This is a genomic window from Bacteriovorax sp. PP10 (genome assembly GCF_035013165.1).
Classification (GTDB): Bacteria; Bdellovibrionota; Bacteriovoracia; order Bacteriovoracales; family Bacteriovoracaceae; genus Bacteriovorax; species Bacteriovorax antarcticus.
Genome location: NZ_JAYGJQ010000002.1, coordinates 1,177,946 through 1,204,862 on the forward strand (window position 1 = coordinate 1,177,946; position 26,917 = coordinate 1,204,862).

Annotated in this window: 15 protein-coding genes; 1 reads left to right on the forward strand and 14 read right to left on the reverse strand. The window is 38.7% G+C overall.

Going from position 1 to position 26,917, the window contains the following annotated elements; all coding sequences use genetic code 11:
- Window positions 1–29: 29 nt before the first annotated feature.
- The 8 genes from SHI21_RS15830 to SHI21_RS15865 form a co-directional block, all read right to left on the reverse strand.
- The gene (locus tag SHI21_RS15830) at window positions 30–5,009 is read right to left on the reverse strand and encodes a fibronectin type III domain-containing protein (RefSeq protein ID WP_323577821.1); all 4,980 of its coding nucleotides are present in this window, start codon (window positions 5,007–5,009) and stop codon (window positions 30–32) included.
- Window positions 4,996–10,149 carry a fibronectin type III domain-containing protein gene (locus tag SHI21_RS15835; protein WP_323577823.1) on the reverse strand — a complete coding sequence of 1,718 codons (5,154 nt, stop codon included), beginning with the start codon at window positions 10,147–10,149 and terminating at the stop codon, window positions 4,996–4,998. The genes SHI21_RS15830 and SHI21_RS15835 overlap by 14 nt, the downstream gene beginning before the upstream one ends.
- 8 nt (window positions 10,150–10,157) lie before the next feature.
- Window positions 10,158–12,083, reverse strand: coding sequence for a fibronectin type III domain-containing protein (locus SHI21_RS15840; RefSeq protein ID WP_323577824.1), 1,926 nt, complete (start codon window positions 12,081–12,083; stop codon window positions 10,158–10,160).
- 174 nt (window positions 12,084–12,257) lie between these two features.
- The gene (locus SHI21_RS15845) at window positions 12,258–12,911 is read right to left on the reverse strand and encodes a hypothetical protein (protein WP_323577826.1); all 654 of its coding nucleotides are present in this window, start codon (window positions 12,909–12,911) and stop codon (window positions 12,258–12,260) included.
- A 215-nt stretch (window positions 12,912–13,126) separates the two neighbouring features.
- Entirely contained in the window at window positions 13,127–13,915 is a 789-nt protein-coding gene (locus SHI21_RS15850; RefSeq protein WP_323577827.1) for a TIGR02147 family protein, read from the reverse strand.
- An 81-nt stretch (window positions 13,916–13,996) separates the two neighbouring features.
- The gene (locus SHI21_RS15855) at window positions 13,997–14,794 is read right to left on the reverse strand and encodes a TIGR02147 family protein (protein ID WP_323577829.1); all 798 of its coding nucleotides are present in this window, start codon (window positions 14,792–14,794) and stop codon (window positions 13,997–13,999) included.
- Window positions 14,795–14,796: 2 nt separating this feature from the next.
- The gene (locus tag SHI21_RS15860) at window positions 14,797–15,915 is read right to left on the reverse strand and encodes a hypothetical protein (RefSeq protein ID WP_323577831.1); all 1,119 of its coding nucleotides are present in this window, start codon (window positions 15,913–15,915) and stop codon (window positions 14,797–14,799) included.
- 256 nt (window positions 15,916–16,171) lie between these two features.
- Complete coding sequence (locus SHI21_RS15865) at window positions 16,172–18,049, reverse strand: phospholipase D-like domain-containing protein (protein WP_323577833.1); 1,878 nt, start codon at window positions 18,047–18,049, stop codon at window positions 16,172–16,174.
- A 223-nt stretch (window positions 18,050–18,272) separates the two neighbouring features.
- Between SHI21_RS15865 and SHI21_RS15870 the strand changes: the two genes are divergently transcribed.
- A complete protein-coding gene (locus tag SHI21_RS15870; RefSeq protein WP_323577834.1) occupies window positions 18,273–18,791 on the forward strand; it encodes an NADAR family protein in 519 nt (172 codons plus the stop codon).
- Window positions 18,792–18,794: 3 nt separating this feature from the next.
- On the opposite strand, the gene SHI21_RS15875 is transcribed toward SHI21_RS15870, so the two are convergent.
- The 6 genes from SHI21_RS15875 to SHI21_RS15900 all read right to left on the reverse strand — a co-directional run bounded on the left by SHI21_RS15875 (window position 18,795) and on the right by SHI21_RS15900 (window position 26,891).
- Entirely contained in the window at window positions 18,795–20,741 is a 1,947-nt protein-coding gene (locus SHI21_RS15875; RefSeq protein WP_323577836.1) for an ABC transporter permease, read from the reverse strand.
- Window positions 20,742–20,761: 20 nt separating this feature from the next.
- The gene (locus SHI21_RS15880; RefSeq protein ID WP_323577838.1) at window positions 20,762–21,733 is read right to left on the reverse strand and encodes an efflux RND transporter periplasmic adaptor subunit; all 972 of its coding nucleotides are present in this window, start codon (window positions 21,731–21,733) and stop codon (window positions 20,762–20,764) included.
- Complete coding sequence (locus tag SHI21_RS15885) at window positions 21,730–22,998, reverse strand: TolC family protein (protein WP_323577840.1); 1,269 nt, start codon at window positions 22,996–22,998, stop codon at window positions 21,730–21,732. The genes SHI21_RS15880 and SHI21_RS15885 overlap by 4 nt, the downstream gene beginning before the upstream one ends.
- A 112-nt stretch (window positions 22,999–23,110) precedes the next feature.
- Window positions 23,111–24,688: a DHA2 family efflux MFS transporter permease subunit gene (locus tag SHI21_RS15890; protein ID WP_323577842.1), complete on the reverse strand. Its 1,578-nt coding sequence runs from the start codon at window positions 24,686–24,688 to the stop codon at window positions 23,111–23,113.
- Between the two features lie 10 nt (window positions 24,689–24,698).
- Window positions 24,699–25,550 carry an HlyD family secretion protein gene (locus SHI21_RS15895; RefSeq protein ID WP_323577843.1) on the reverse strand — a complete coding sequence of 284 codons (852 nt, stop codon included), beginning with the start codon at window positions 25,548–25,550 and terminating at the stop codon, window positions 24,699–24,701.
- Window positions 25,551–25,580: 30 nt separating this feature from the next.
- Window positions 25,581–26,891: a TolC family protein gene (locus SHI21_RS15900; RefSeq protein WP_323577845.1), complete on the reverse strand. Its 1,311-nt coding sequence runs from the start codon at window positions 26,889–26,891 to the stop codon at window positions 25,581–25,583.
- Between the last annotated feature and the right edge of the window lie 26 nt (window positions 26,892–26,917).

Genomic DNA, 26,917 nt, shown 5'->3' on the forward strand with positions numbered 1-26,917 from the left:
AAAGGCCCCACTAAAGTGGGGCCTTTTTATTATGGGGCCACGCAAGTTGCATCTGTGATTAACTTCGCTACATTGGTAGGACATTTGATAACGGCACTACAACGATAGAAGGCCGACACAGCAGTATCCTTCGCAAAAAAGACACCCTGATAAAATAAATCTACATCATCACCACCAACAATCTTGTAAAGAAGGTCACATGATGAAGTGTTGTTACAGGTCTTTTGGAAAATGGCAGAATACGTAGAATTCGTTCCACTCATGGCAACGGGAGAGTATCCCGGAAATCCTGGCAGGACCGTTCCATCATAAAGTGAAATGTTGCTTTTCATATCATAAACACCATCACCTAACCAATGAGGTAGTGAACCTATCCCATCGGGCGGATACCCTGAGCTTAGAGTGGGATCGGTAATCAGGTAATTCCAAATAGGTGTAGTGATTAACGTTTTAGTCGTTTTGTTAATCGTTCCATTAATAGACACGTTAAAGAATTTTGCCGCACAAGTTGTCACACCATTCGGTCGATTCCCGGAAGCCGCAATATAAGTCTTATCAATCAGTGTTCTCGTCAAATGGTGATACACATGATCTGCTGCTGGAATCGGCAGAGTTAAAAGAGGCAAGTTGGTATCTGATAAGTAGGTGATACCAAGATATTTTCTCACGGCCATAACTTTGAAGTAATAATACTTACCGACAGTCAAATTAGGGATGGTAACGGAATTCACACCCGTGACTTCAACGTTGGTCGGAGCACCTGTTAATTTAAATACACTAGAGCTATTTAAATTGGTAGGAACTGCATCATAGTAAATACGATATTTAAGAATGCTACCCCAGCCCGGTGTTTTAGGATTTAGATTCGGCCATGAGAATGTAGCTTTACCAGTAGCACCTGTTACAAATGTAGCGCTCACGTTTGTGAAGGCAGGAGGTTCAGGCAGTGTTGTGGACCTGTTGGGCTCGATGAAACCTTTAACATGGAAGTTAATACTCTCGTATGAGGCACGATTATTATTATAATAATTAAGTTTAAATGAATAAGGGTTACAGTTGTTATCAAGAAGGTCACCAACGCGAATCGTTTTAGATTTGACCGCTGCATTCCAGCTAGAACAACTAGTGTAAGTTTCATGGCCTGTAAACTCAACCGTGATTAAACATTGATTAACACTTGCACTATTAAATCCTTTTTGATCCATCGGTATAGCACCGTTAGATTCATCGTCTCCAAAGAAGCAGGCGCGGTTGGCCTTAACAGTAACAAAAGTATTAGTAAAAATCTGATTCCACGTTCCCAGTGCTGGTGTTGGATTCATATAAAGAAATGAAGCCTTCATCAGCGATAAGTTTTTTAAAGTCGCGACAGAAAATGTTCTACTTGTAGGGAGAGTGTCTAACACCAGATGCGTGTTCGTCGCTTTATTATATGGATTTAAATTAAATGGCCAGCTTTCACCTAATGGCATAGGCGCATTTGGAACACTCCAGTCAGTAATAGATTCAGAAGTTGTATTGGCCATCATTAATTTGGCCGGATCTACTGCCGTAAAGTTCACACCTACCATTTGAGCAATGTATTGGTTAGAATCGGGTGCAATTTCATAGATAATTCCCAGACGACGGAGTGCCACTGCCAGGGAGATCTTTGTTGGTTGATACTTAATAACTAGTTCACACCAAGCGCCTGCTGCCAGGGTTTTACTTGGAGTACACCCGTTTACTCCAGGAGTACTAATCGTGGTGTCTGGTGGAATAATGGCATTGGCATCAAAACTATTGACCATATAATAGTGGTTGAGTTTTTTAGCTGTTACAGCTCCAATGTTTGTTAAGCGGATAATCTTTTTTACATAAACACTAGAATCTTTAATTCCTGAGAACTGTATGAATGTTCCATCCACCTCAGTTACCGGAGCGTTAACCGCAGTGTAAGATCCACTTGGTGTTTCTACTGGCCCTGGTAAAGCTATATCTACGTCTGAGTATTCAACTTTTATTTTAGGATAAGTGGCCACGGCTTCACCGTACACACAGACATACTGATCTAAAATTTCTAATGTCGAATTGTAACTAAGATTAAAACAACGCTTAAAGAGTCCCGGAGCTGTGGGATGAAATTGAAGTCTTAAGCTGATAACTGCCGATTGGGCCAATGTTAAAGTTGGAAAAGGTTTTGTTGTAAGGTTATTAAAACTTACGATCTGGATTGGTGAAGTTGTCTGGCCATCTTCTGTTAAAATTATACTTTTTGCCGTTCTTTTTCCTGCATTGGAAAAATCAAAAGAAGCATTACTCGTCTGTCCAACAGGAAAAGTTCCAATGTGAACCTTATATTCCGAATCGTAAGGAGCACCTGTTAAGTTGAGTGCTTTCACATGTGTAATAGCATCATCACTTTTCGTAAAGCCATTGGTAAGGCCCGTAAAATATGAATGTGTAAAAAAGGCTTCAGCAATATTTTTAGCTGGAATAGTGACATTCGCTGGATATGTTGAAGTCATTACTGGATAAAAAATCGCAGGACGGTAGAGTAGTGCCGAAGCGACAGGCAACGGATTAGTTAAAACAATGTTGGCCGGTGGCTGGAAATCGACACTTGCAGAAATCTTTTTAGTGGCCCCTTGGTAACCGTAATTTAAAAACGATTTAGGATCAGTGCTAACATAATCACCATCTAGATATGTGTAGCTAATTTGAGTACCTGCCGCACTAACTGTACCTCGTTCCCATGCTTTGGCCGTATTTGAGAAATCAGGGCCGAATGGTCTTGTATGATCAAGGCCAACATCATAGGTCCTGATTCTGACCGTTTCAGGCGCTTTTACTTCGACTGATAAAACGCAAGTTTCTCCTGCAGCTAAAAATTTTGATGTATCGGGAACCATGGGAAGTGTCGTCCCATAGCTATAGATAACATCGTAACAGTCTTTTGTCGCTGGGGCCGAACAAGCAGAACTCAATAGACCTGTTTGATCGATTGTTCTAAATGGCCATCCAGTTGAACCTTTAGGTACAAAATTTTCAGAACTATGATTGACGATAGCGTAAATATCTCCGGTTCCCACATTGGTTAAACAAACATACTGGTTTTCTGTTAAACCAGTTGTTGAAGTGACAGTCGTTGCAAGAGGAGAAGTGATGGCAAGCGAGCCTTTTTTAATAAGCTTGGCCGTCAGGTGATTATCGAATCTTCTTAAAGTTGAAGCATCACCATTATCTTCAAATTTAGAACCATCGCTATAGATTACACTAAATGTTTTTATTTTTTTTAAGACATCACTTATATTGTCAAACATGAATTGATCTTCAAGAGTAGAGTTCGCCTGAAGAACGGGGGCCAGGTTAAAACTGATACTGCACGATGCTCCGGGAGAGATAAACCCACAACCAGCACTTGTTTTAATTTGCTGATAGAAAACGTTAGGATTGTATCCTAATTCTGTAATGACATTAGGAGTAGGCATATGTTGATCAGTAATTTTATCTGTGATGATAATATTTTCACCTGTATTTTTCCAGGTGATCTTAACAAAAGTATTGTATGTATCTGAAGAGACCAGTGCAATTCGTCCCAGGTCTACATCTACGTGATTGGTTGAGTAAGTGATTTGACCTGGATCTACGGATAGATTTCCAAATGAGATATCTTGTAAGGCCAGCTTTCCTGCCGAAAGGAAATCTGCCAGTATTTCAAACATATTATTTACGACAACGATATTTGGCGAACCTTTCCACTGACTGTCATATTTTAAGTCTATTTTAACTTCGTTAAAATAATGTTGAGACTGCGTTCCTGATTCCCATGTTAAACTTGGCCAGTAGGTAATGGCAAAGTAGCAGTTCCCACCAGAAGCATCTCCAGTAATTCCCGGAGTTTCATTTTCCATACATGAATTAGTGTCTTCAATAATAAAAGGAAAATCTTTTAAGTCTTTAGAGCAGTCAAGGATCAGACCCGAACCGGCCTTTTTACAAGTTGTGAGTACATTTCCCTGATAGTCGGAGAGAGTCATTTCTTTTAAAATACCTGCACGATAACCGTTGTTGCTGATTCTGACACTTTTAGTATTTTTATTTCCGGTAAACAACGTACCAAAATCAATCATCTTAAAATTTTCTTTAAACTTCGCCTCGATCGTTGCTGCAATAAAACTGGCGTAACCGTTAAGACTACTTTGAGTGCCCTTTGAGTCTCTAAGATAACTTAATGTCACCTGACCTTTGTATTCAATAGAAGGATCGGTGTAATTATTGTTATGTGGGGTATAACCTAAAGTGATTTTACAAGTCTCTAATGGATTGAGATTGCCAGTGCAAGAGTTACTTGTAACTTCAAATGCATTAGAAACGTCAGAATTAATAAGTTCAGTTGCTATGTTCCTTGCGCTTAATCCACCCTTGTTCACGATATTAAGATCCATATATCTTGTCGTGACTTCAGTTTGCTCGACAACACCTAGTGTATATGTCGATATTTCATTGCTAAAAACTAAAGAAGCAGGCTCTCCTGTAACAGCATGAATGGTTACAGTTTTTTCCTGAGGCTCAATCAGGTTTTCATAACTAAATTTCACTGGGATTTCAAAGGTTCCAGACTTGCGTGGGTTAAATAAAAGGATATAAGTACACTCACTACCTGATGCCAGGACATCCTGACATGTTCCACCAAGTCCTGGAGTAACGGCTTCGGCCTTAGCATTTTCCTTAAACTTTAATACTGTTTGTGTTTTATCTATTAACAGCTGCATTTTTCTGATTTTATCAGAAGAATTATTTTTAATTTTAATTGTCAGCTTAACTGGCTCTTCGCCAACAACAACTTCTCCAAGGTCTTCTTTTGGAGAGACTGTCATGGAGACAGGTTCAAGAATATTGCCCGTCATTGCATTAACGACTTTTGTAAGATCTTGCTTACAAGAAGAAGAAACAAGAGCTATTAATGTAATTAGTAAAAAAGAATAATTGTTTTTCACTTTTTTAAATCCTTTTTTAATCATCTTCATTCACTAGTACAGCACATCGAGTTCCAGAACCGCGTCCAATTGATCTTTCATCATTAAGATTCTGTCCATGGATAAAAAGTGAATAGCGTCCACTGTTTTGCTGATAATTACCTCCAGTAAACATCTTGAGAGATTGTCCTCGAGGAATTGTATAGTACGTACGATTACCCGGGCCTGGAGAAGCGGTTAGCGGAACGGCCGTAGCATATTCATAATCATTATCATTAAAATCTGGCTCGACTTTTACTCCGCTGATGTAATTAAAGGCCCCGTCATTCGGGTTGTTAGAGTTAAGTCGAGTTTCTGTATTTATGTCTCCAGTTCCCATGTTTGAAAAACGAGAATTATTAAGTGGGAAATTTTTCACAACCGGAGCAGGAACCATAGTGTTACAGTCTTTGTTCGTACAAATCTGGTCTGCTGAAAAATAAGTATTATCCCCAGCATCTCCAGCACATCCCTTTTCACAAAGCAGTGGAATACCTAAGGCCACACTAAAATAATTGGCAGAGTATGACGGAGTGATACCGTCAGCGATATTATCATCCATAGTGGCAATCGAGTCTTTTACGCTAAGTTTTGGTGCAAGGTTATTCTGACCAAAATCTAAAAAGGTTCCATCTCCATTTCTTGCTGTCAAAACGGACTTTTGATCATAAGCTTTTGGAGCTGAGACAACTGATGAGGCGAGAGCTCCCGTAAAATCATAAATTGATGTAAAAAATCCATTTGCTAAATAGGTACCAGTTTTTGCTCCGCCGGCCTCTACAATAGAGCAACTTCCGGATGCTGGTGTTGATAGTACCCATGCCATAAGCGCATTTGGATCATAGATATCAAGAGTTGGTGAAGGATAGAGAACTGACTGAGTCACTGTTTTTGCAGTTCCGAGATAAAGTTTATCTTCACTGAAGTCACAGAAAATTTGTTCAGAGTTTGCTTCTTGTAAACTTCCAACAATATCTTGAATACCAAAACGACTTGTACATTTTTCAGTGTTGGCATTGTCACCATTTTGATCGCGTGATGAATTTCCTGTCATCAGGATTGGATGCACCTGAGCGACGTGTGGAAAGTTGGTTGTCAAAAGAGCTTTTTTAGTAAACTGGGCAGTCCCATCAGGAAGGATCTTAGTTTTACTATTACATCCATTTTCAGTTGAATTTTCAATATAATTTCCAGTCTCAATTTGTGTGACTTTAGCAGCGTCATATGTTTGAGGCCAGGCAGCGGCAACAGTAGATTCTTTTTTGCGCATTAATCTTTTACTGTGCAGTTTATTATCTACGGGAATAAATCCTCTGGCCGTTGTTTCCAAACCAACTTGCACTTTATAAGTAGAGCAGATGGCATTAGAGTCACTTGGGGACAGACCTTCCAATGGAGGAAGTTTGGCACTATTAGATGTGACAACTCTTGCTAAAGTTGATGTCGCTTTATAGCGGTTACTCACCATCAGGTCGCTTGTAGGTGCTTTGACAGTAGTAGAGTCGTAAAGATCATCATTCGTAAGGACTTCTGATATTTTTTTATTATAAAGATTAAGACCACCGGGCGGAGTTGTTGGTGTTTTTAATCTTTCGAAAAGAGAGTTCACAGGAATCCAGCGTGGTTTATAATTTCCAGTACTATTAACCCAGTTTAAGTTTACACTGCAGTTACCTTGAGAACTATTAGAGGTCGATGCTAATTTTTTTCCTGATCCACCCATATATTCACGAACACCTAAGTGAGCAATGACGCTGTTTCTTTGATAAGCACTACGACTAAAGTAGACGGCAGCAAATTCACTTTGAGTAGGAGAGGCATCTTCGATTGTATTGATTCTTGAGTTCTGATTGAACATACTATAGGCATTTGGACCTATATAATCTGCTTGATCACAATTAGGAGTTAAGTCTTCCCCGATGGAACCAGGATAAGAATAATTGTATTTATTAACATATAAAGGATTAGCACAAACGCCTTCAGAAGCTCTGGACATATCATCATTTCCGAAACAATCCCCTGGGATCGTCTGGTTATAATTATAATTGGCCGTCACAACAGCATTTCCAGTTCCTGGTTCATAACCCGAGTATGACGTATTGTTGAAACACCCCTTTAGTGGATTGCCAAATGCAGATAGACCTTTAAAAACTAATTTACCAAGATTAAAAGTAGAGTCAGAGTTAGTATAGTTTTGATCTCCTCTGCTAAAAGGACAACTTAATTCAAAGCGGTCGATCATTAAGTCACCGCCAATGTCATAGACAGTACTTCCTTGTGCCCAAGGAAATGAAAGTCCCGATGAACCAAGACCGTTGAACTCGCAACTATAGTGAGAGCCTGCAGTCGTATCAATATCTTTATCCATCTCAAGGCAGATCGTTCTGTTGGCCATCATACGATGCACGAGTGCCATATTTCTTGGAGGCAGTGTCACTCTGATAATATGGTGATTGCTATTTCCTGCTGATGAATAATCTAATTCTTTTCCATCGAAGATTGGAACGACTTTATAAAAATAAATTCTTGCACGATCTACTTCTTCAACTGATTTTGAAAATTTAACGGAGTAGTCAGTGAAGAAAGTGATTTTTTCTACTTCCGCAGTCTTGTTATTTCTTGCTTGCCAAGAATAATTTGATGGATGCAGAAGTCCTGAATTCGGTATTGTTTGAAACTTATTTTGTGTCGAGTTTTTTGTTAAATCAACCCATGTCATCTGATTATCGTCTGAGCGATAAACTTTATAACCAAACTTTCTTTGAGATTTTATACCGGGAGTCGCTTCATAAAGAGGATTGGTAATGAAGGTACTCATGCTCTCAGTTTCATTGTAGAAACTGACATCTTTCCAGGCAATTTTAACAATTCCTGAGTTACTGTATTGGAAAAGTGGGTTGGCCTCACTGGCATCCATAGAGCCATAGACACCATTAAAAACGACAGAGCTTAATTTTTGAGAAGCTATTGGGTCATTAACGGTATCAGGTGTTTTTGGGTCAGCTGTCAGCATTTTTAAGTCTACTGGTATTCCATCTGCATCCAACGTTTCTATAATAAATTTTTTCGCTCCTGTATTTGTTGCAGGAGTCAGACCGTCTTCTTTAGGGCCAATGGCAAAAATATCAACCCATTCTTTGAATTTAGGAGTTGGAAGTGGAAGATTACATTCACCGATATTAACGTTGTATTGTGCAAATCTTTTAACTCCACCATCTTCAAGATAGGGAAGTACTCCAATATTATAAGTTCTTCCTTGAATCAGGTTACTCAATGTAAGTGAGACGTCATTTCGAGCAAGTGAATCAACCCATTTATAACTAGAATTGTTGTTGGTCACGAATGCATTAACTGCGTCTGGGAAATTAAAGAAAGTTGAAGTCGATTGTTTCTCACGGTAAAGAACAACAAACTTAGTGTAAAGACCACCCGTTGGTGTTGGCCAGTTGATGGATACATCTTTTCCTGAAATAGAGCAGGTATTATTTCGCCCCGGGAACTGAACAATCGTCGGTGTCTTGATTTCTGGAGTCACACATTTAATAACGGCAGTTGATTTATCTTCCTGATTTAAAAATGGAGAATAAATTGACGGCAATAAAGAGAAGCAGTATTTCGCTGATGCATCGATGACAGGAAGTTTGACTTCTAGTTGTGTAAGAGTGGCATACTCAGCAAGAGATGTTGGCATTGGAGTGAGAATTTGGATGCCGTCACAAGAAGGCTTTCCTGTACCGGTAGAGGCCGAACCATCCGTAGGTAGTGCAACTGGGTCAGTGTCTGAAGCTGAGCTATAACAATACAATGTAAATTTATTCAAAAATCCTGCACTAACAACAGGAGAGTCGAAGTTAATTTTAATTTCTTTTAGTTTTGTTTCATCTGTCGGATTGAGAATCGTTAATACACCATTGAAAGGAGCTACCGAAGCAACAACCCTTTTTTGCATCAGCATCGACTTAATTCTATTTGTTGAATCACAATCGTAAGTTCTGCATGCAATGACTTTTGCCTGGTAATACGCATAACTCGTCAGAGAAGGGAGAGTGTAAGCAGTGTAGTTAGAGTCCAGTGGAATACAGGCAACAGTATTTGATAATAAAATATCAATATCTAAATCTGTTAAATAGTCGACGATTGGTTCAGCGTCATTAGGATTTGCCACTTTTTTATAGCAAACTCTATACTGTTTAAATTCTCCACCAGCAGGAATCCAGTTGATGTTTAAATTTGTTAATCCAGCTTCACCAGCAGGACTAGTCATGTTGACTAAGGCTTCGTTGAAATCAAACAGACCAGTATTGTTTAATGTTGTGACTTTAATATAGCGTGTGTTTAATTCACGTTGATAAGTGACGTCTGATTTATAAAGGATATAACCTTTATGGATTGCTCTTACCTGAAAGTAATAAGTTTCTCCAGGGATTAATCCTGTAATTGTATACTCTGAATCTCTATTTAGTGCCGGTGGATTAGCAATCGGATAGGGAATTGTAACTACTGATCTTCCAGGTGCAGAGTAATTAACATTGTTAATGTTTTGAACACCTAAAGTTTTTGTAACGTAAGTAATTTCATAAGCAACCGGATCAGTGATTCTCGGATTGATATTTGTTCCGGTAATAACCGCAGGAACCCATTTAATTTTTACTGTATCTCTTCCTGATTCTCCAGCCCCTAATGTGACACTCGAAATTCCCAGGAAGTCTGCCGTTTCGTTTTTAAAAGTGATAGCAGAGATAGACTTAGTAGGATCAAGCTTTAAGGCCTCATTACTTCCTGCTTTTACCGCTCTCATGTTAAAAGTATAAATCGAGTTCATCGTCAGGTTTGCGACCGTAAAGACATAGTAGCCGGAAGCGTTTGCGACAAGCGAGTTACCGGTAACTTTTATGGGAAGTGGAGCATTGTTAATGTAAATTTCATAAATTAAATTAGCAGCGTCACCTTCTGCTGGTAAAAAATAAAGTTCAATTTTACTCTGAGAAATAGGAACTGCTTTTGATAGTCCATCAAAAGAGGCGACATTACTCGAATCTCCTGTCGATTGATTGGAAGCTTCTTGAGCATCTTTATCAGCGACTGTACCCACGCATGAGGCGAGTATTAAAAGTGTTGCGAGCATCCAAATTTTTGCAATATTGGTTTTCATCCTGAATCCTATAAACTACATTCAATTGTGTTTGGGTTGATTTCACTTCTAATTGGCCCGTTGATAGAATCGTAATAACTGATAATACCTAAACGGTAGCTCTTACCCGGCTGAAGATTCGTCAGGGTATGAGTTGTTTTAGAAGAGTCGAGTAAAATTCTATTATAAGCGTTGTTTTCCCAGTCAAAAGCTTCACCAAAATTAAATGAACTGGCATTTGTTACATAATAAAGCTCAAAGCTGTTAAATATACCGACATTAGGCCTAGACCAGTTGACGATAATTTCTTTGCTTGAGAAATTACATTGAAAATTATCAATACCTGGAAATTCGATTGCCGAGGGACCTTTTATTTCAGGAATTTTACACTGAGGAATTAGACCATCTCTATGCAGTGTTTTACTTCCATCATTGTTGTATGTGTAAGGCACAATTAAAAAGCAATAAGGAGTAGAAGAACTCGGATCAATCCCACTTACTTCGATTGTTGTATCAAGGCGATAATCAAATGGCTGAACATCAAGAAGAGTTGTATTGATAACGTCGGAGTCATTCAAGCTCATTGGCGATGGATTGGTAATATCAATTCCATAATACTCAACAATCAGGCCGGATAAATTTCCTGACGTTAAATCAGGAGATTCAAAGTTCAAGAAAAGTCGATCAAGCTTAGTAAGTTCTTTGGCGCTATCAATTGAAGCAATCCCTCTGAAGCTTGCTACAGGTGGAGTTGTCGTGTGTGATTTAACATTAGAGAAAACTCTTTTTCCCGCTTCACACCCTCTCGTAAGACAAACCGCAAGTGAAAGATTATATTTAGTATTGGTCTGCAAACCTGTTAATAAAAAATTACTAAGGTTTGAATCAACATACTGACAGCTGACATTACTATCCGCTGTTTCTTCTCCACTGCAGCTATAGTCTAAGATTGATGTATTAAGAAAATTGCTTAAAGTGACGGCATTACCAGTGTTGTAATAAACTCTATAATGATCAAAATTCCCTTGAGGTGGTAGCCATCCTAATTGAATAGAATAAAGTCCACCGATACCAGGAGGGTAGTAAGTTAATAATGAATCATTTTCAAAATTTAAATTACTTAAGTTTTCACTATAAGTAGAGATCTCAAGATAGTTTGTATTTTCTTCTTTTTTGTAATTAATATTTGAAGAGTTTACTGGAAGAGAGTAACCGTAATGAACAGCGCGAACCTGTACAAAGTATTTCGTTCCCGCTTTCAGGCCGTTTATAGTCGCAGAACGCTTATTACCCTGGATACTGTAAACTTTTCTATTAGGCTCCCCGAAAGCAGTATTATTGATGTCACCTGGGTTTAAAAAGTTAGAGTCAATAACAGTGACTTGATATTCAATCGGATCCACTTCATCTTTACTAACAACACCACCACGAATCTCAGCTTCCGGCCAGATAACTTCAATCCCGTTTAATCCATCTGCACCTGATAAGTTTCTTACAATAGAAATACCGTTAAAGATGGCAGTCACGTTACTGAATGTTTTAGTGGACTTCGAAAGGTTGTTAGAGCTTTCGATGTTGGTCTTTACGTTACGGGCCTGAACGCTGAACGAGTAGGGAGTATCTGATTGAAGACCAGTGATCGTATATTTTAAAAGGCCTCTATAGTCTGGCTTTAAAGCAGAACCATAAACATAAGTAGGAATTTGTTGACCATCGTACCTGATAACATAAGCGATTTGATCCGGGTCACCTTCAGCAACAGGAAAAATAACTTCAACACGATTATTTGAAATGGCAACAGCATTGAAAATTCCAGCAAAGTCAGTAACTGACTTATCCTGAACTGATGCGGCCTTGGTGCTAATTGGATCAGCGTCTTTAATTGTACCAACACAACCGATGAGCGAGAGTGCCCACAAATTTAGAAATAAAAATTGCAATGTTCTTTTCTTCATAATTTTTTCTTCTTATGTTTTTACCTAAGCTAACATCAAACTAGTCGGTCCTAAGGTCATTTACTTTAATCTGTGCGTTAGCTCTTTTTGCTGGAGAAAATTGTTCTATTTTGTGACCAGAATAAGAGGCTCGAAAAAAATAAACGATTCAAAAAAATAAATGAACCGCGCTTTTTATTTTGTTCCCCAGATATCTAAACTATAAGACGTACCAATTAAAATTTTTATAACCGTCGCTGATGTCAAAGAACCAATCGCTCGTGCACCACCAAGCTCGGCAGAGAGCGCCCACTTAGGATTCAATGAATAGAGAACACCACCTTGAGCTCCGATTTCAAAAAGCATGTCGTTTTTAGTCGCAGACTTGGTGTTGTAAACAAGATAGCCGATGCCGATGGCAGGGCCAGCATAGTAACGAAATTTAGGAAGTACTTTCATTTCAAAACCTGAATCTTTAATCACGGCCTGTGATCCAATTTGACCGAAATAAAAATTCATTCCCAATGAAGCGCTATAGTATCTGTCAGGAGTCGATCCCATGACTGGGCCTGAGACTCTTCCAAAATAAGATTTTGAAAGACCTGGGAAGTACTCATATGAAATAGCAAAAGGCATGGAAGAAGCTGTTCCTGAGTAAGGTGCTTTTGCTGTCGTTGATGTAGTGCCATCTGAGGCCTTAAGAGTGTCCTGGTTTTCTGCATAAGTCGCAGAGATCGAGCCAATATGAAAATTAAGCTGAGAGGGAATAGAGCTGCTTGCATGGGCACTTGCTAATAAGAATATATTAAACAAAGTGAGCTTAGTGAGAATCTGCTTTTTAAACGTCATTGAGAATTCCTGCTCAGTGTTGATATAAAAAGATTCTTGCTTAAATTAAGAAAATTGAAAGCGTCAGAAAAATATTCCTAAGTGTCAAAATAGATAAAACAAGTGCTTCAGTAAAAAAAATGAAACACTGAAAAAGGGTATAAAATGCCAATGGAAAATTTAGAATAGAAAAGCAGGGAGGGAGGAGAAATTAGCCGTGTGATTCTGACCAGTCGTCAGTTAATAGTTTGTTCATCTGTTGTTGTCCATGGGAAAAAGGAAATTGATAATTCATAAACTTGATCTCTTTTTTTACTTTTATCAGTAATGTTGTTAGCAAGACTACGACGCATTTTTTTTATTTTTTCTTTTATTTCAGGAAGCATTGAAGAATCAATACTCAAAGTCATGCTGCTATTATCTCTTAAATCTATAGGGAGATTTTCTAAAGCATGAATGGCCTTAAACAAAACGGCCTTTTGTCTTTCTTTCATCGCATCTGCCGTAAAACTTGGATGCATGACACTTAGATGAGATGAAACTTTTTCGTAAGTACCATTAGATTTTTTTTGTAACAGCTTTAATGTAACAAGCCTTTCAAGGGCCAGAGAAGCTTCATCAACACTAATGTTTAATTTTTTAGAGATCCATTCAGGTGTTGGTTGAAAACCATCTAGCTTTACCATTTCTAAAATCGCAAAATTATACCAATCTTGTACAATCTTGAATTCTTCAATCTCTAGTGTCCTGAAGTTTGCAGTAACAACTTTCTCTTTGCTTTGAATTTTTTTTCTGTGTTTGATTTCATTTTGAAATAAAAGCAGTTCTTCTGGAGTTAGTTTCAAAGGTTCAGCGATTCTTTCGAAAATTTTGGGAGTCATCTGAATCTTAGATGCAATGATTCGAGATAGAAGTGAATGATTTAAGTTTAAGTCTCTTGCTAATGCTCGTAAAGAATAAGAACTATTTTGTAATTTTCTTTTATCGAGTTCAGCTTGAATTCTTTGCCTGATCGTTGTCTTCATAATTGTAACTTATGATAACAGCTGTTTTTATTTTATCTAGTTAATTTATGAGTTCATGTATAGTGATGTATAAAAAATTATTTATTTTTTTTCAAGTGAAGTCGTTAATTCAAAAAATTGTACACCCATACTGTAAACAGAATCTCTACCATTCGAAGATTCAAATTCTTTCATGAAATCTCTTCTGAAATTTTTAATTCTTTCTTTAGCTAGTTTTAGTTGAGATTTATTAAACGATAAAAAGATAATTGAAAAATCTCGGTTGTCGATTTCCTGCTCATCTATAGCTTTTGTCGCTTTATTCAACATTTGTTTATTGAGTTTTCTTATTGCCTCAGAAGGTATGTCAGTTGATGTTTTTCTGTTTGTTGTTGATAGACTAAAGCCTTTTTTTTCTTCTTTTATGATATTCATGTTTAACAAACGAGCGATGGCCTCATTTGTTGTTTTAAGGTCAATACCTAAGCTTCTACTGATCTGGGTATTGGTCTTGGTCTTATCAAGGCTGATCAGTTCGATAATGGCGTGGTGGTACCAGTCTGCAATGAAATTGAATTGATCATCGTTGTATTGAACAAAGAATTTGTGAAGTTCAAGTCGTCCAAGTGCTTCTTCTTTTTCTTTAGGGTTCCTGGCATGTTCAGAACATACGAGATCTAAAAAGAGAGAAGTTTCACTTTCAGCAAATTTTAGTGTTTCACAAATTTTTGCAGCTTTTGCTACTGACAGACCGACTTTCCCTCTGAGAATTTCTGAGAGTCTTGAAGGTGTCAGGCCAATAAGTTTGGCAAAAGAGCTTATGTTGTAGCTAGAGTTTCTAAGCTTTCTAGTTTGAATTTCATTATGTAAAATTTCTCTATAATCAAATGAATTTCTCATACTTACTCGGCAGTCTTGTTTTGACCTTTATTTATCGAATCATATGTCATTTCAATTCTCAAATGTGCACTTGAGTATCGGTTTGTAAGGATCATCCTAAACAAATCATAATCTGAAAAACCATAGGCGATATCGGCAGTTCTAAGGTTTTTAGCAAGAAGGTCAATATTATTTTTAGATAGGGGATCCGAGTCAAATGGCAAAAGCTGTCCATAAAAAATCGGATCAAGAGAGATGCTTTCATCTTGTATTGCTTCGACCAATGCAGTTTTGCTGGCCAAAAACATTTTATAGTTCGGATTCGTGTTGATTTGATTTATAAATAAATCCTTCAATTGATTATCTGCTGGCATCTTGAAATAAGACCTGAGTAGAATTTGTGCCAATGTATATATTTCTGCTCGACTTGCAAAATCAGTGATGGGGATCTCTTTAGCGCTGGTATAGCTGAAATATTTTTGAGTCTGACATTTGAAAATGGAATTCAACGCCCATAATTTTTCATTAAAAATGCTCTCAATCTTTTTAGTTAAATTATAACGAGGAATGCAGTCTGCCGGATATTCTGCAAAGATCTGTGTATCTCTTTCTATTTCGAGCATGTTTTCATAAGTTTTCACTCTTTCATTAATCCATAGTGATTCATGAAATAAGATGGCCATTTGTTCGTTTACATTTAATTTAAAATAATCAGGAAGCAGGAGAGTGATTTTCGTTGCAGGATCTGTAAGTGCAAAAATCGTGATATTCTCTACGGGTTGTTTAGTGATTTTACTGTATTGTTCTTTAATGATTTTGAGTGTGGACTGATCGATAGATTTTTCTGTCACAGCATAATATTTTCTATCGAATGAAGGCAGAATACTTTCAACTAATTCAATGTCTACACGGCTTGGAAGATCTAATGATCTTATAAGAGCGCCGGTCATATTCATGACTAGTGACGTTTCTAAAGGTGTAGGATTGACTTCCATTTCAGCACTATAAAAAGTAGCGACTTTTCCATTGATTGAAATTCCAGCACCACCATTATTTATCTCTGTTCCAGCGTATACGACAGCACTTAATATTGATGAGAAAACAATGCAATTAACTGCGATTAGTTGTAATAAAAATTTCATCACGATGCCTTTGTGTGTGAGTGGTGGTGATTGCTTTTAAAGTAGAAACTTTTAGCATTTTTTGGTTGATATTCCAATAGAGTTTATTTGCGGAATTCATTAGTTTTTGACTTGATGTTTCAAATGGTTAACTAATAAAACAGAACCATCATTCTAATCAAGGAGATTACGATGGTGGAGCAAATGAATATAGTTTGGGGGGGAGTTAAATGGAATGAAGCAGACTAGTGAGAGAAACTCACTAGTCTGCAGAGTCTTAATAAATAGTCTTAGCGGGTCTATAAGCTTCTTCTTTCGAGTTTACCCAAAGTCTTGTATCAAATTCAGTGTTAAACATTTCTGCTGCTTTAACGCCATAATTTAAGTTCTGAATTGAAATCAAATTTTCATCGTTAAAATCATTTCCACCAGAGCTCCAGTTTTGTGATCCAACAATAATTTGTTCAGGTAGCATTTTTCCATTACCTAATCTTCTGGTAAGGGTTCCGGCCTTATAGTGATTTTTTCCAGTCCATGTGCTTACACGGTAGCTGATTTTCCCCGGAGTCACGCCTACGTTTTCAAATTTATTTGCATAAGGATTTTCCATGTTCACGTTCAAGACAGAATCTCTAATCCATGAAGTTAACCCGTGTCCTAAGCGTCTATCAAAAGCGATTTTTACATCGGCCCCTTTGGCAGCAGCGTATTGCATAGCTCGCACTAATTCATAACCAGTTCCACCAAACATTGAGATTCTGATCTGATCACCTTTTCTCGCAGACATTAACATCGGGATGATTGATCTATGTTCAGCATCATCAGTAGGGGCGAAGTGCACGCGCAGTTTAGTGCCGTCATCAAATGTGAAGTAACGTTTATTCACCGGGTATTTAGCACGGTGAAATCTTCCAACTAAACTTGGCTCTTCAGCACTTGCTGGTCTGACTTGTTTGCTCTTAACTTCAATTGTTTTGTCGAAGTCAAACATTAAGTTGAACTGGTCAAGGTAAGCGGTTGCGATAGCATCGTTACGAATATAAACAGACATGTTGGCATTCGCTTCAACACCCATACAATTTTTTGAAATATTGGCCGTTCCGGTCCACACAGACTTTTGGCCTTTCGAGTTTTCCATCACAGCAAATTTATTATGCATAATCCTTGCTGTTGACCACTCAAGGCGCACACGGGATTGATCCTGATTTGTGATACCAGCATTCATTTCACGAATGAAAGAGGGTGTACCGTCATACTGGAAAGTCATGTGCATTCCATCTGCATTTTCAGGATTTGCAGACTGGCCAAATAACCATTCACTTTCTAATTGCGGTTGATCGACATAGTTAAAGACCCATGGAGTTGCTCCGCGCTCGAAACCCATAACATCAACTACTGCGCGAACTTTTGCTTTTGTTTTTGAACGATTAATAATCGCCTGATACACATTGCTCATACTCGCATCGATATCGTCGATTCCGTACATCGCCAGTGATAAACTTTTTGTCGAGTCTTTATTGATTTTTTCAGCGAAGCGTTCTGAAACCATTCCGCGAGGAGATCCATCCCAGCCTTCAGTAAAAAACACATCCATGTCTAAAGCTGAACCGGCATTAACCGCAGTTGTGACATCTGATTTTTCAATTCTAAAGTCTGCCGTAGGAGGAAAGACGGGGGATTTTTCCAGGCACTCCCAGTCAGTCATGACAGGGCAGTCAAGAAATTGAGTTGAAGCAATAAAGAGTCTTTGAATTGCTTTTAAATTTGATGGCGTTTTTTCTTCAGTGTCTTCTCCACCTGTATCATCATCGTCACCATTGATGCCTTTAACTTTCAATGGAACTTTCTTTTCAACGAGATCCACTTCAGTAGATGATTCTGATTTTACTAAGTCGCGTGCACTCAATCCTAAGAAGAGTAGGTAGTCGCGAAGTTTGACAGCTGCGGCCGTTAACTCTGCATCTGATTTTCCTTTCGTTCTATTTTTTAATGCTTTTTTTAATCCGGCCAGGAGTTCGCCGTTATCAGTTGTAAGTTTGGGCAGTGTTTGAATAAGAGGCTGAGTGGTTTTTGATGCCACCTCGCGATTGGAGTTCGTTGGTGTCGCGCACGACGATAATAGCAATGCTGCTATAATGAGTTTGTTCAAATGCATTTTTCGTTTCTCCAATTTTCAACGCAACTGCGTGTACAATAAATTTTAACTGGATCCTGACATTCGACCTATAGGCAGAAAGAGATACTAGTTACTTCCGATTAAAACACTCAGATTTGTAACTCATAGATTTCTTTTCAGCAAAGACCGGAGATAAGATTTTTTTTATTTAATAGGAGGGATTTTCTTGAATAAACCCGACTAAAAAGGAATACTTTTCGTCATGAAATTCATTTTAATCATACTTTTGACTCTGGCCTCTACTATTTCTTGTGCTCAACTAGGGCCGACAGCACCAGTTGAATACAATGAAGACATTCTGGATTTTTATTCAGTCAAAGATGCTTACGGTGAATTTTCAAACTTCGCGCTTTATCCAATTGTCATTGATCAAGTGAAGTGGCCTACAAGTGAGCATTATTATCAGGCCCACAAATACACTGATCCTGAATTAATGGAAAAGGTGAGACTTGCTCCAACTCCGATGGCCGCAGCTTTAATGGGCCGCGATCCAAATATTCCCAAGAGAGCAGATTGGGATCAATACAAAGACGTAGCAATGGAAGTGGCCGTGAGAGCAAAGTTTAATCAATATGAAGAGCTGCGAATTTTATTGAAATCGACAAAAGAATCGCAAATTTTCGAGCATACAAAAAATGATTGTTACTGGGGAGATTGTGGAGACCGCACTGGTAAAAACAAGCTTGGTCTCCTGCTGATGAAACTTAGATCAGAGCTATAAAAATTATTCGTACCTTAGCGCCTCTATCGGATGCAGCTTAGACGCTTTATGTGCCGGATAAATCCCAAACACAATCCCAATCATAACTGAAAATCCAAACGCCAATGCAATCGACTGCCAAGACACCGAAGCATTCCATCCAATAATAATTGAGAAGGTAAAAGTAATCGTCCAACCTAAAACGATTCCCATGAATCCACCAAGGAAACTCACAAGCACTGACTCAGTTAAAAACTGCATCAGGATATCATTTCTTTTTGCACCAACCGCTTTTCTTAAACCAATCTCTTTTGTTCTTTCAGTTACAGACACGAGCATGATGTTCATGATCCCGATACCACCAACAACTAAAGAGATGGCAGCGATGGTTGCCAGTAAAGTAGAAATCGTTTTACTACTTTGTGTGATCGCATTTTGAAGTTCGGCCATATTGAAAATCTGAAAGGCATCATCTTGCGAAGAAACTGGAATGCGATAGCGCTTAAGCATGGCCTCTTTCACACTTTCTTCTACGCCATCGATATCTTCTTTTCTTGTAACTTGAATATCAATTGAGTCCACATAGTTTTTACCAAACAATCTGTACATTCCTGTTTGAGTGGGAATTAAAATTCTATCATCCTGATCCTGAGGGCCTGAAGCGCCTTTTTCAGGAAGAAGACCGATTACAAGGAAGTTAACCTTGTTAATTTTAATCATGGTTCCGATGGGATTTTGTGTGCCATAGAGTTCACGTGCAACGGTTCTTCCGATGACTGCGACTAGAGCACGCTGTTGTCCTTCATCATCAGAAAAAAATCTTCCGAAGTCGGGAACAGATGTTCTCATGCGTGCATAACTAGGAGTGACTCCTGCGACAGAAGTGTTCCAGTTTTTATTTAAGTAGGTGACTTGTCCGCGTCCTGTAACGTTAGGAGAGACATCCTGAATACCTGGGATTTGTTCTTTAATGGCCTTAGCATCTTCCATCGTAATTCTGATACGTGTACCAGACTCTTGAACAACACCGCCCACACGCACGTTCCCAGCACGTAAGACGAGCAGGTTTGATCCCATGGCCGATAACTGATCTTCAATTGATTTTTGAGCGCCGGACCCAAGAGCAAGCATGGCCACTACGGCCGCAACTCCAATAAGAATCCCCAGCATTGATAAAACAGAGCGCACTTTATTGGCCGCGAGAGTTCTCGTTCCTTGGTTAAAATGCTCCAGGATTTCTTTCCATGAAAATTGACTGCCATAAGTTTTAGGGGCCACTTTTTCAAGATCAGTACGAAGAGGAACAAATCTTTCATCCGATTGAATTTCACCATCGCGCATGCGGATTAAGCGGTTGGCCTCTTTACCAATTTCTTCTTCGTGAGTAACAATAATAACTGTAATACCTTGATCATTTAGTTTTCTTAGAATAGCGAGAATTTCTTTTTCACTCTTAGAATCTAAATTCCCGGTAGGCTCATCGGCAAAAACAATTCGGGGAGAGTTGATCAAAGATCTCGCAATGGCGATCCTTTGCATCTGTCCGCCTGAGACTTCATTTGTTTTATGATAAAGCCTGTCGCCAAGATTCACTTGTTCTAATAAGTTTTTGGCTTTTTCAAAATCTAATTTCCCTTCTGAATATATCAGAGGCAAGGCGACGTTTTGCCAAGCTGCCAGACGAGGGAGTAAATTGAACTGTTGAAAAATAAATCCGATCTCGCCACGTCTGATGATTGCAAGTTCATCTTCAGTCAGTGTTGCGACTTCAATATCATTTAGCAAGTAGGAACCGGTTGTAGGAATATCAAGCATCCCTAAAATATTCATCAGGGTTGATTTTCCAGAACCTGACGGGCCCATGATGGCCACGAAATCACCACGCTCAATTTTTAAACTGATATTTTTTAAAACGGGGACAAGAGTGTCGCCCATTTGAAATGACTTCGTAATATTTTTAAGTTCGATCATATGTTATCTCGTATTTAAAACTATCTTGGTCCGCCGCCGCCAGTGCCTTTTCTTCCTTTCGGAAATTTTGGACTAAATGGATTGCTTGAAGTCGAGGCCGCATCTCCAAGAGAGTAGTCCTGGATTAAGATCGTATCGTTGGGATCAAGCCCTTCTAGAACTTCAGTTTTTTTACCGTCAGAAATTCCTGTCGTGATTGAAACTTCTACCGGCCCTTTTTCACTTTTAGTTAAGACAATTGATTTTCCATCAACAACTTTTACAGCTTCACTTGGAATAATCAGGATGCCTTTTTTCGATTGAACAGAAAAAGTCACGTTGGCCGTCATACCACTTCTCATAAACTCCGGAGTTTTATCAGGGCGTACTTCAATAGCATAAGTCGTAACATTATTTGTAGTTGTGGAATCAAAAGCTAGTTTATCCACATGAGCAGAAATAGGAGATTTAGGATAAGCATCCAGCACAATAGAAGCACTACTGTTCATTTTAATTTGGGCGATATCAGTTTCATCAACCAGCGCCTGAACTGTAAGAACATCTGACATGGTAAAAATAGCATCTGTATTAGTGAACGTTTGTCCCGGCTCAACACTTTTTAAAATAATTGTCCCATTGATAGGAGCAAGGACGGGAGTGGCCAGATAAAGTTCAGACCATTTTTTATATTCCTCTGTGCCTTTTGCTCTGGCAGCATCAAGCATCGCTGCTCTCTCCGTTGAACTCATCCACGCAAGGATTTGGCCTTTTCTAACAACCGAGCCTTCTTTAATAAGAACTTGTTCAATTCTTCCGGCAACCGGAGCTTTAATCTCTAAACGGTTTTTGGGTTTAACAGTACCAGTAGAAAGAATGCTAATGGCGATGTCGCCAGTTTCAACTTTATATTCACTATAAGTGATCTTTGGTTTTTGGTTTTTCTTATATGAGTAGAATCCAATCCCACCAATGAGTAAAACCACAAGAGCAATAATAAGATATTTTTTATTCATGGGATAACTCCAGTACCTTGAACCTGTTCCCAGGCCGCTTCGGCAATCAGGCGGTCTCTAATTTTTGTTGTGTAATCTTTTTGGCGAGTGATCAAATCGTTTTCAATAATGTCCCAGTCATCAAATGTCGTAAGACCATTATTGTATTTACTACGCGAGATATCTGCACGGACCTTTAGTGCTTCTAAAAAAGCAGTACTGACTTTTACCGCCTGGATGGACTCATTAAAAGTAGAGTAGCTGTCTCTTAAAACCCTTTTTAGTTCCAGGTTTTGGTTTTCTAATCTTTTTTCAGCGGCCTTTACTAAAAGGTTTGAACTTGTTGTCGCGTAATAATCTTTTCCACCATCAAAGAATGACCAGGTAAGTGATGTTCCCACTTTCCAGCTTTTTTGATCGTTAGGAAAAAATTCATCTCCCGTTTTACCAATGGATCCGTTTACATCCCATGAGGGATAAAAACCAGACTGGCGTGACTCAAGTGTGGCACTGGCATTGGCAAGTGTGGCCTTAAATCGTTTTGCAGCAGGAGTGTTTTCGATAATGACATTGTAGTCAGGCTCAGCACCTGTTTTTTCCAGCACAGTAGGGACGTCAGTAATTTCAACCACTGCTTCTTCTGGAAGATTTAAAACTCTTCTTAAAAAAGTTAAACTGATATTCATCGCATTCTGTGCTCTGAAAAAATCTAATTTTGCTTGCTCTAAGTAAGCTTTCGATAAAAGCACTGAACCTTTATTTTCTCTTCCGTTTTCAAAACGAAGTTGAACCATGCTTAAGTTGTCTTCTCTTCTTTTGAGAATATCTTTTGAAAGAACTAACGAGTCTTTCGCATAAGTGTAATTAGCAACAGCATTTTTTAAGTCGTAACTGATTTGAGCTTTTGTATCCTGAAGATTGGCTTCGCTCGTCATGATATTACTATCAGCGATTTTTAAGCTGGCATAGTCAGAGAATCCATTAAAGAGGTTCTGGCTTAAATTGAGTGATCCCGTATAACCATCACTTGTTAATGATGTTCCTGAGGTCACAGTCTCTGTGTTGGATTTATCGTAAGATAAACTGGCCGAGATTTTTGGGAAGAAACTCGCTCGCGAACTTTTTTTGTCATACTGAGAAGACTTATAAGCTTCATATGAGGCCTGAACTTCCAGGTTATTTTTCACAGCGAGATCGATAGCTTGATTAAAAGTTATTTTTTCGGCGTGAGCAGAACCTGCTGCCAGGGTAAGAGTAAGGACTAACAAGCGTGATTTTTTATTCATAACTGTTTTCCACAATGTTTCCATAATTCATCGCTATACTACAACTAAGTAGTATAGCGGATGAAAGGATAATTGCAACAGTAACAAATGATAGTCGAACGTGTGTTTAACTCTAGTGGGCGTCTATGACGCCGGTCGGTTTCACTCGTAGTTTTAAGAAGTACCAAGGAATGTAAGCAAATGAGAAAATAATCATAATGATCCACATCAATTGATTAAAACTCATCATAAACACTTGACCATCGAGTCTATGCTTAAGTGAAGTAAGGGCAGCTTTATCAGCTTTTAACATACCAACACCTGTCACCATTTTTTTCGAGATACCAGCTTCTGTTTGATAGTAGATTTGCTGAGTATTTGTATTTAAAAGTGAAACCTTTGCGGCCATATCGACGTAGTTCTGGTGTCCTCTCATAGTTAGTAGTGTACCAACTAGAGCAATACCGATACTTCCACCAATCTGTCTCGAAAGATTCAGTAGACCTGAAACTTCTCCCATCGCTCTTCCCTTGAACTGACTTAAGATCCCCGAGTTGATCGGAACGAATAAGAAAGCAAGAGCGAAACCGCGAGTATAAAGTGCGATCAAGATGTCAGATTTAGAGGAAAGCGGTGAGAGCGCTGTCATCGTCCATAGACACACCATAAGTCCGGTAATACCGACAAAGATAAGTTTTTTTACACTCACTCCACTTACCATCAGTTTTCCGATGAGTGGCATCAGCGCCATGGTCACGAGAGAGCCTGGAATAAAGAGGGTTCCGGTCTGGGTGGCAGTGTAATTGAAAACTCTACTAACGAAAACCGGCAGAACGAAGAGAACTCCGTAAAGATAGAATCCAAGTAATCCCATGAGAAGAATACCGTTCACAACAATTTGCTCTTTGAAGAGTCTAACGTTTACGATTGGGTTTTTAACTTTTAATTCCCACCATACAAATGATGGAAGAGAAATTAATGAAGTGATAATACAAATTGTAATGGCCCGAGATGAAAACCAGTCATCAGTTTCACCACGCTCAAGAGCGTACTGAAGACATCCAATACCAGCTACCAGCAGAATTAATCCAAGTGTATCGAATCCACTTTTCTGAGCTGCCTGACCTTCTTCTTTTTTACTATCGTAGATACAAGTCATCCCGATAAATAAAGCAATCAGACCAAGAGGTAAGTTAATGTTGAAGATAGATCTCCAGCCGAAGTTATCTGTTAAATAACCACCCATAACTGGGCCAAGGGCCGGACCAACCATTACTGACATACCAAAGATCGCTCCGGCAATACCGGCCTTCTCTTTAGGAAATTGTTCGTAAATTAGTGTTTGAGATGTAGGAAGAAGAGCACCACCTGCAAGACCCTGAAGAATTCTAAAGATAATTAAAAATTCAAGGTTAGGAGCAAGACCACAGGCAACAGATGTAATGGTAAAAATACCGATACATCCAAGATAATAATTGCGTCGTCCAAATCTTTCTCCCAGCCATGCTGAAAGAGGAAGGATAACGGCGTTGGCAATCGCATACCCGGTAATAACCATACTGATATCTTCTAACGTCGCACCTAAATTTCCCATCATTGTGGGAAGTGCAACGTTAACGATAGAAGTATCGATAATTTCCAGAAGCGAGGCCATAACTGCGACGAAAATAATCAGCGCAGCTTTTGGATTTGGTTCTGACATTGTATCCATATATTACGACCTAGTGTTTACTAACTTTAATAAAAGCAGATAAACCAGTTCTCAATTTAATAACATCGTCAGCTGTTAAATTAACAAACTTGATTTTTACCGGCACTCTCTGAACAACTTTTGTAAAGTTACCAGTAGCATTGTCCGGTGGAAGAAGAGTAAATGTTGCTCCAGTCGCTGAAGAAATACTTTCTACTTTTCCTTCGAATTTTGCGCCAGAGATTGCATCAACTTCGATTTCAACTTTTGCATCAAGTTTAATTCCTTCAATTTCAGTTTCTTTGAAGTTTGCGATAATCCATCTCTCACCAGCATCGATGAATCCTAGAAGAGGAACACCAGGGGCCGCAAGTTGTCCAACTTCAACTGATTTCTTCGCGATGAATCCATCAACAGGAGCTACGATTTTTGTATTTGAAAGATTAAGTTCTGCTTGCGCTACTTGAGAAGCGATTGCATCGTATTTTGCTTTGACATCATTGTATTGAGCAGATGATGTATCAAATTGTTGTTGAGAGACTGCACCTTTTGACAGAAGGTCTACAAGGCGGCGGTAATTTCTTTCAGCATCACGTCTGCGAGCTTCAATCGAGGCTAGTTCACCTTTAGCTTGTTTAAGGTAGTTTTCGTAATCGCGCTGATCGATTTGAACAAGTACGTCACCTTTAGAAACTTTTTGTCCTTCAACAACGTTAACTTCAGTGATGTACCCTGAAACTTTCGGCGCCATCATCAGACTGTGTCCAAAGATTTGCGCGTTGTCTGTTGTTACATAAGATAAATGTTCGTAAGTGATATACCCAACAAGTAAAACTACAATTGTACCTGCGATAGATATGATTTTCTTTTTTTTCTGGTCCATTGGTCACGTCCTATTTTTTTAAATTAAAAACTAAAAATTATAAACTTTCTTTCCGATTGATGTCTGTAGATTAACCAGTGCTTCAATAGCCCCAAGTTGAGCGTTAACCGCACCAGCTTGTGACCTGTAAAGATCTGCTTCTGCATCTAATAAATCTGTATTTGTTCTTGCTCCAACTCTTTGTCCTTCGCGAGCAAGACGAACACTTTCTTTAGATCTCGCGATATCACTGTTACGTGCTCTATAAAGATTGGCGTAATAGTTGTATCTGCGCTTCCAGATCTCCAGGTCTTTTTGAGCTTTAAGCTCCGTGATTCTATAAGTCTTTTCTGCTTGAACCAGTTGCTCTGTTGATTGTTTCGATTTAGAGAAAGAAACACCAGCATCAAAAAGGTTCCAAGAAAGTTGTAATCCAACCTGATAAGCTGAACGGTATTTATCTGTATCAGTAAGAGAGTCATTCAGGTTGTTGTAGTATTGGTATTGTCCAAAAGCAGATAGGCGAGGAACTAAGTAAGCTCCACTAGCACTGTCATTATATGAAAGCGCATTCACGCGGCTTTTTAGGGCCTGAACATCTAAGCGATTATGAGCATCAGCATCGCTAATGTTTTTAACAATTGATTCATCTAAAATAGGAAGTTCACCAGACACTGTTATGTCCGCTTTATCTTTACCTAAAAGCTCTGCAAGATTTTGTTCACTAATTGTGATGTTGTCATCAGCATTGAGTAAATCTGTCTCTGCATTTGAAACCTGAACTTCAACTCTTAAAACATCATAGTTCGTCGCCATACCACTAGACTTGAAAAGCTTAACGTCTTTTAAGTGATCCTGAAGAACTTTTAAGTTCTGTGCAGCTACATCCTTAAGCGTTTTGTTTGCCAGATTTTTATAGTAGGCAAGAGTCACATCCATTTCTGTTTTAAATTGTGTCCATTGTAATTCTGCGTTGGCTGCATTCGCGCCTTCTTTAGCAGAGCGAAGACGATTCATACTAGCGAATCCTTCGAATAGTGGATACGTCCCAGTTAAAACCAACTGACTATTAGGAATGATTTGTGGAACGATGACTTCATTACCACCAAGAGCAACGTTTGTGAGAGCGTACTTCTTATCAAAAAGATAAGTAGCGTTCGCAGTTAACGTTGGAAGGTATCCAGAATATCCTTCTACTTTTTTCCATTTCGCTTCATCAGCAACACTTTGCGAGCGTTGTACTACTGGAGAAGTTCCAAGAGCTTCATTGATTGCTTCTTGTAATGTAAGAGCGTTCGCGCTGCCTGTAAGGAGCATCGCCGAACCCATAATAAGACTGTGTAATAGTATATTTTTTTGCATATTAACCTCGTATAAATCAGTTTTAC

Bases quoted from the DNA above. Each gene is read 5' to 3' on its own strand.
- SHI21_RS15880 (WP_323577838.1), bottom strand. From the start codon at position 21,733: ATGAATAAAAAATATCTTATTATTGCTCTTGTGGTTTTACTCATTGGT.
- SHI21_RS15830 (WP_323577821.1), bottom strand. From the start codon at position 5,009: ATGAAGATGATTAAAAAAGGATTTAAAAAAGTGAAAAACAATTATTCT.
- SHI21_RS15855 (WP_323577829.1), bottom strand. From the start codon at position 14,794: ATGAGAAATTCATTTGATTATAGAGAAATTTTACATAATGAAATTCAA.
- SHI21_RS15885 (WP_323577840.1), bottom strand. From the start codon at position 22,998: ATGAATAAAAAATCACGCTTGTTAGTCCTTACTCTTACCCTGGCAGCA.
- SHI21_RS15900 (WP_323577845.1), bottom strand. From the start codon at position 26,891: ATGCAAAAAAATATACTATTACACAGTCTTATTATGGGTTCGGCGATG.
- SHI21_RS15845 (WP_323577826.1), bottom strand. From the start codon at position 12,911: ATGACGTTTAAAAAGCAGATTCTCACTAAGCTCACTTTGTTTAATATA.
- SHI21_RS15875 (WP_323577836.1), bottom strand. From the start codon at position 20,741: ATGATCGAACTTAAAAATATTACGAAGTCATTTCAAATGGGCGACACT.
- SHI21_RS15870 (WP_323577834.1), top strand. From the start codon at position 18,273: ATGAAATTCATTTTAATCATACTTTTGACTCTGGCCTCTACTATTTCT.
- SHI21_RS15895 (WP_323577843.1), bottom strand. From the start codon at position 25,550: ATGGACCAGAAAAAAAAGAAAATCATATCTATCGCAGGTACAATTGTA.
- SHI21_RS15850 (WP_323577827.1), bottom strand. From the start codon at position 13,915: ATGAAGACAACGATCAGGCAAAGAATTCAAGCTGAACTCGATAAAAGA.
- SHI21_RS15860 (WP_323577831.1), bottom strand. From the start codon at position 15,915: ATGAAATTTTTATTACAACTAATCGCAGTTAATTGCATTGTTTTCTCA.
- SHI21_RS15840 (WP_323577824.1), bottom strand. From the start codon at position 12,083: ATGAAGAAAAGAACATTGCAATTTTTATTTCTAAATTTGTGGGCACTC.
- SHI21_RS15890 (WP_323577842.1), bottom strand. From the start codon at position 24,688: ATGGATACAATGTCAGAACCAAATCCAAAAGCTGCGCTGATTATTTTC.
- SHI21_RS15865 (WP_323577833.1), bottom strand. From the start codon at position 18,049: ATGCATTTGAACAAACTCATTATAGCAGCATTGCTATTATCGTCGTGC.
- SHI21_RS15835 (WP_323577823.1), bottom strand. From the start codon at position 10,149: ATGAAAACCAATATTGCAAAAATTTGGATGCTCGCAACACTTTTAATA.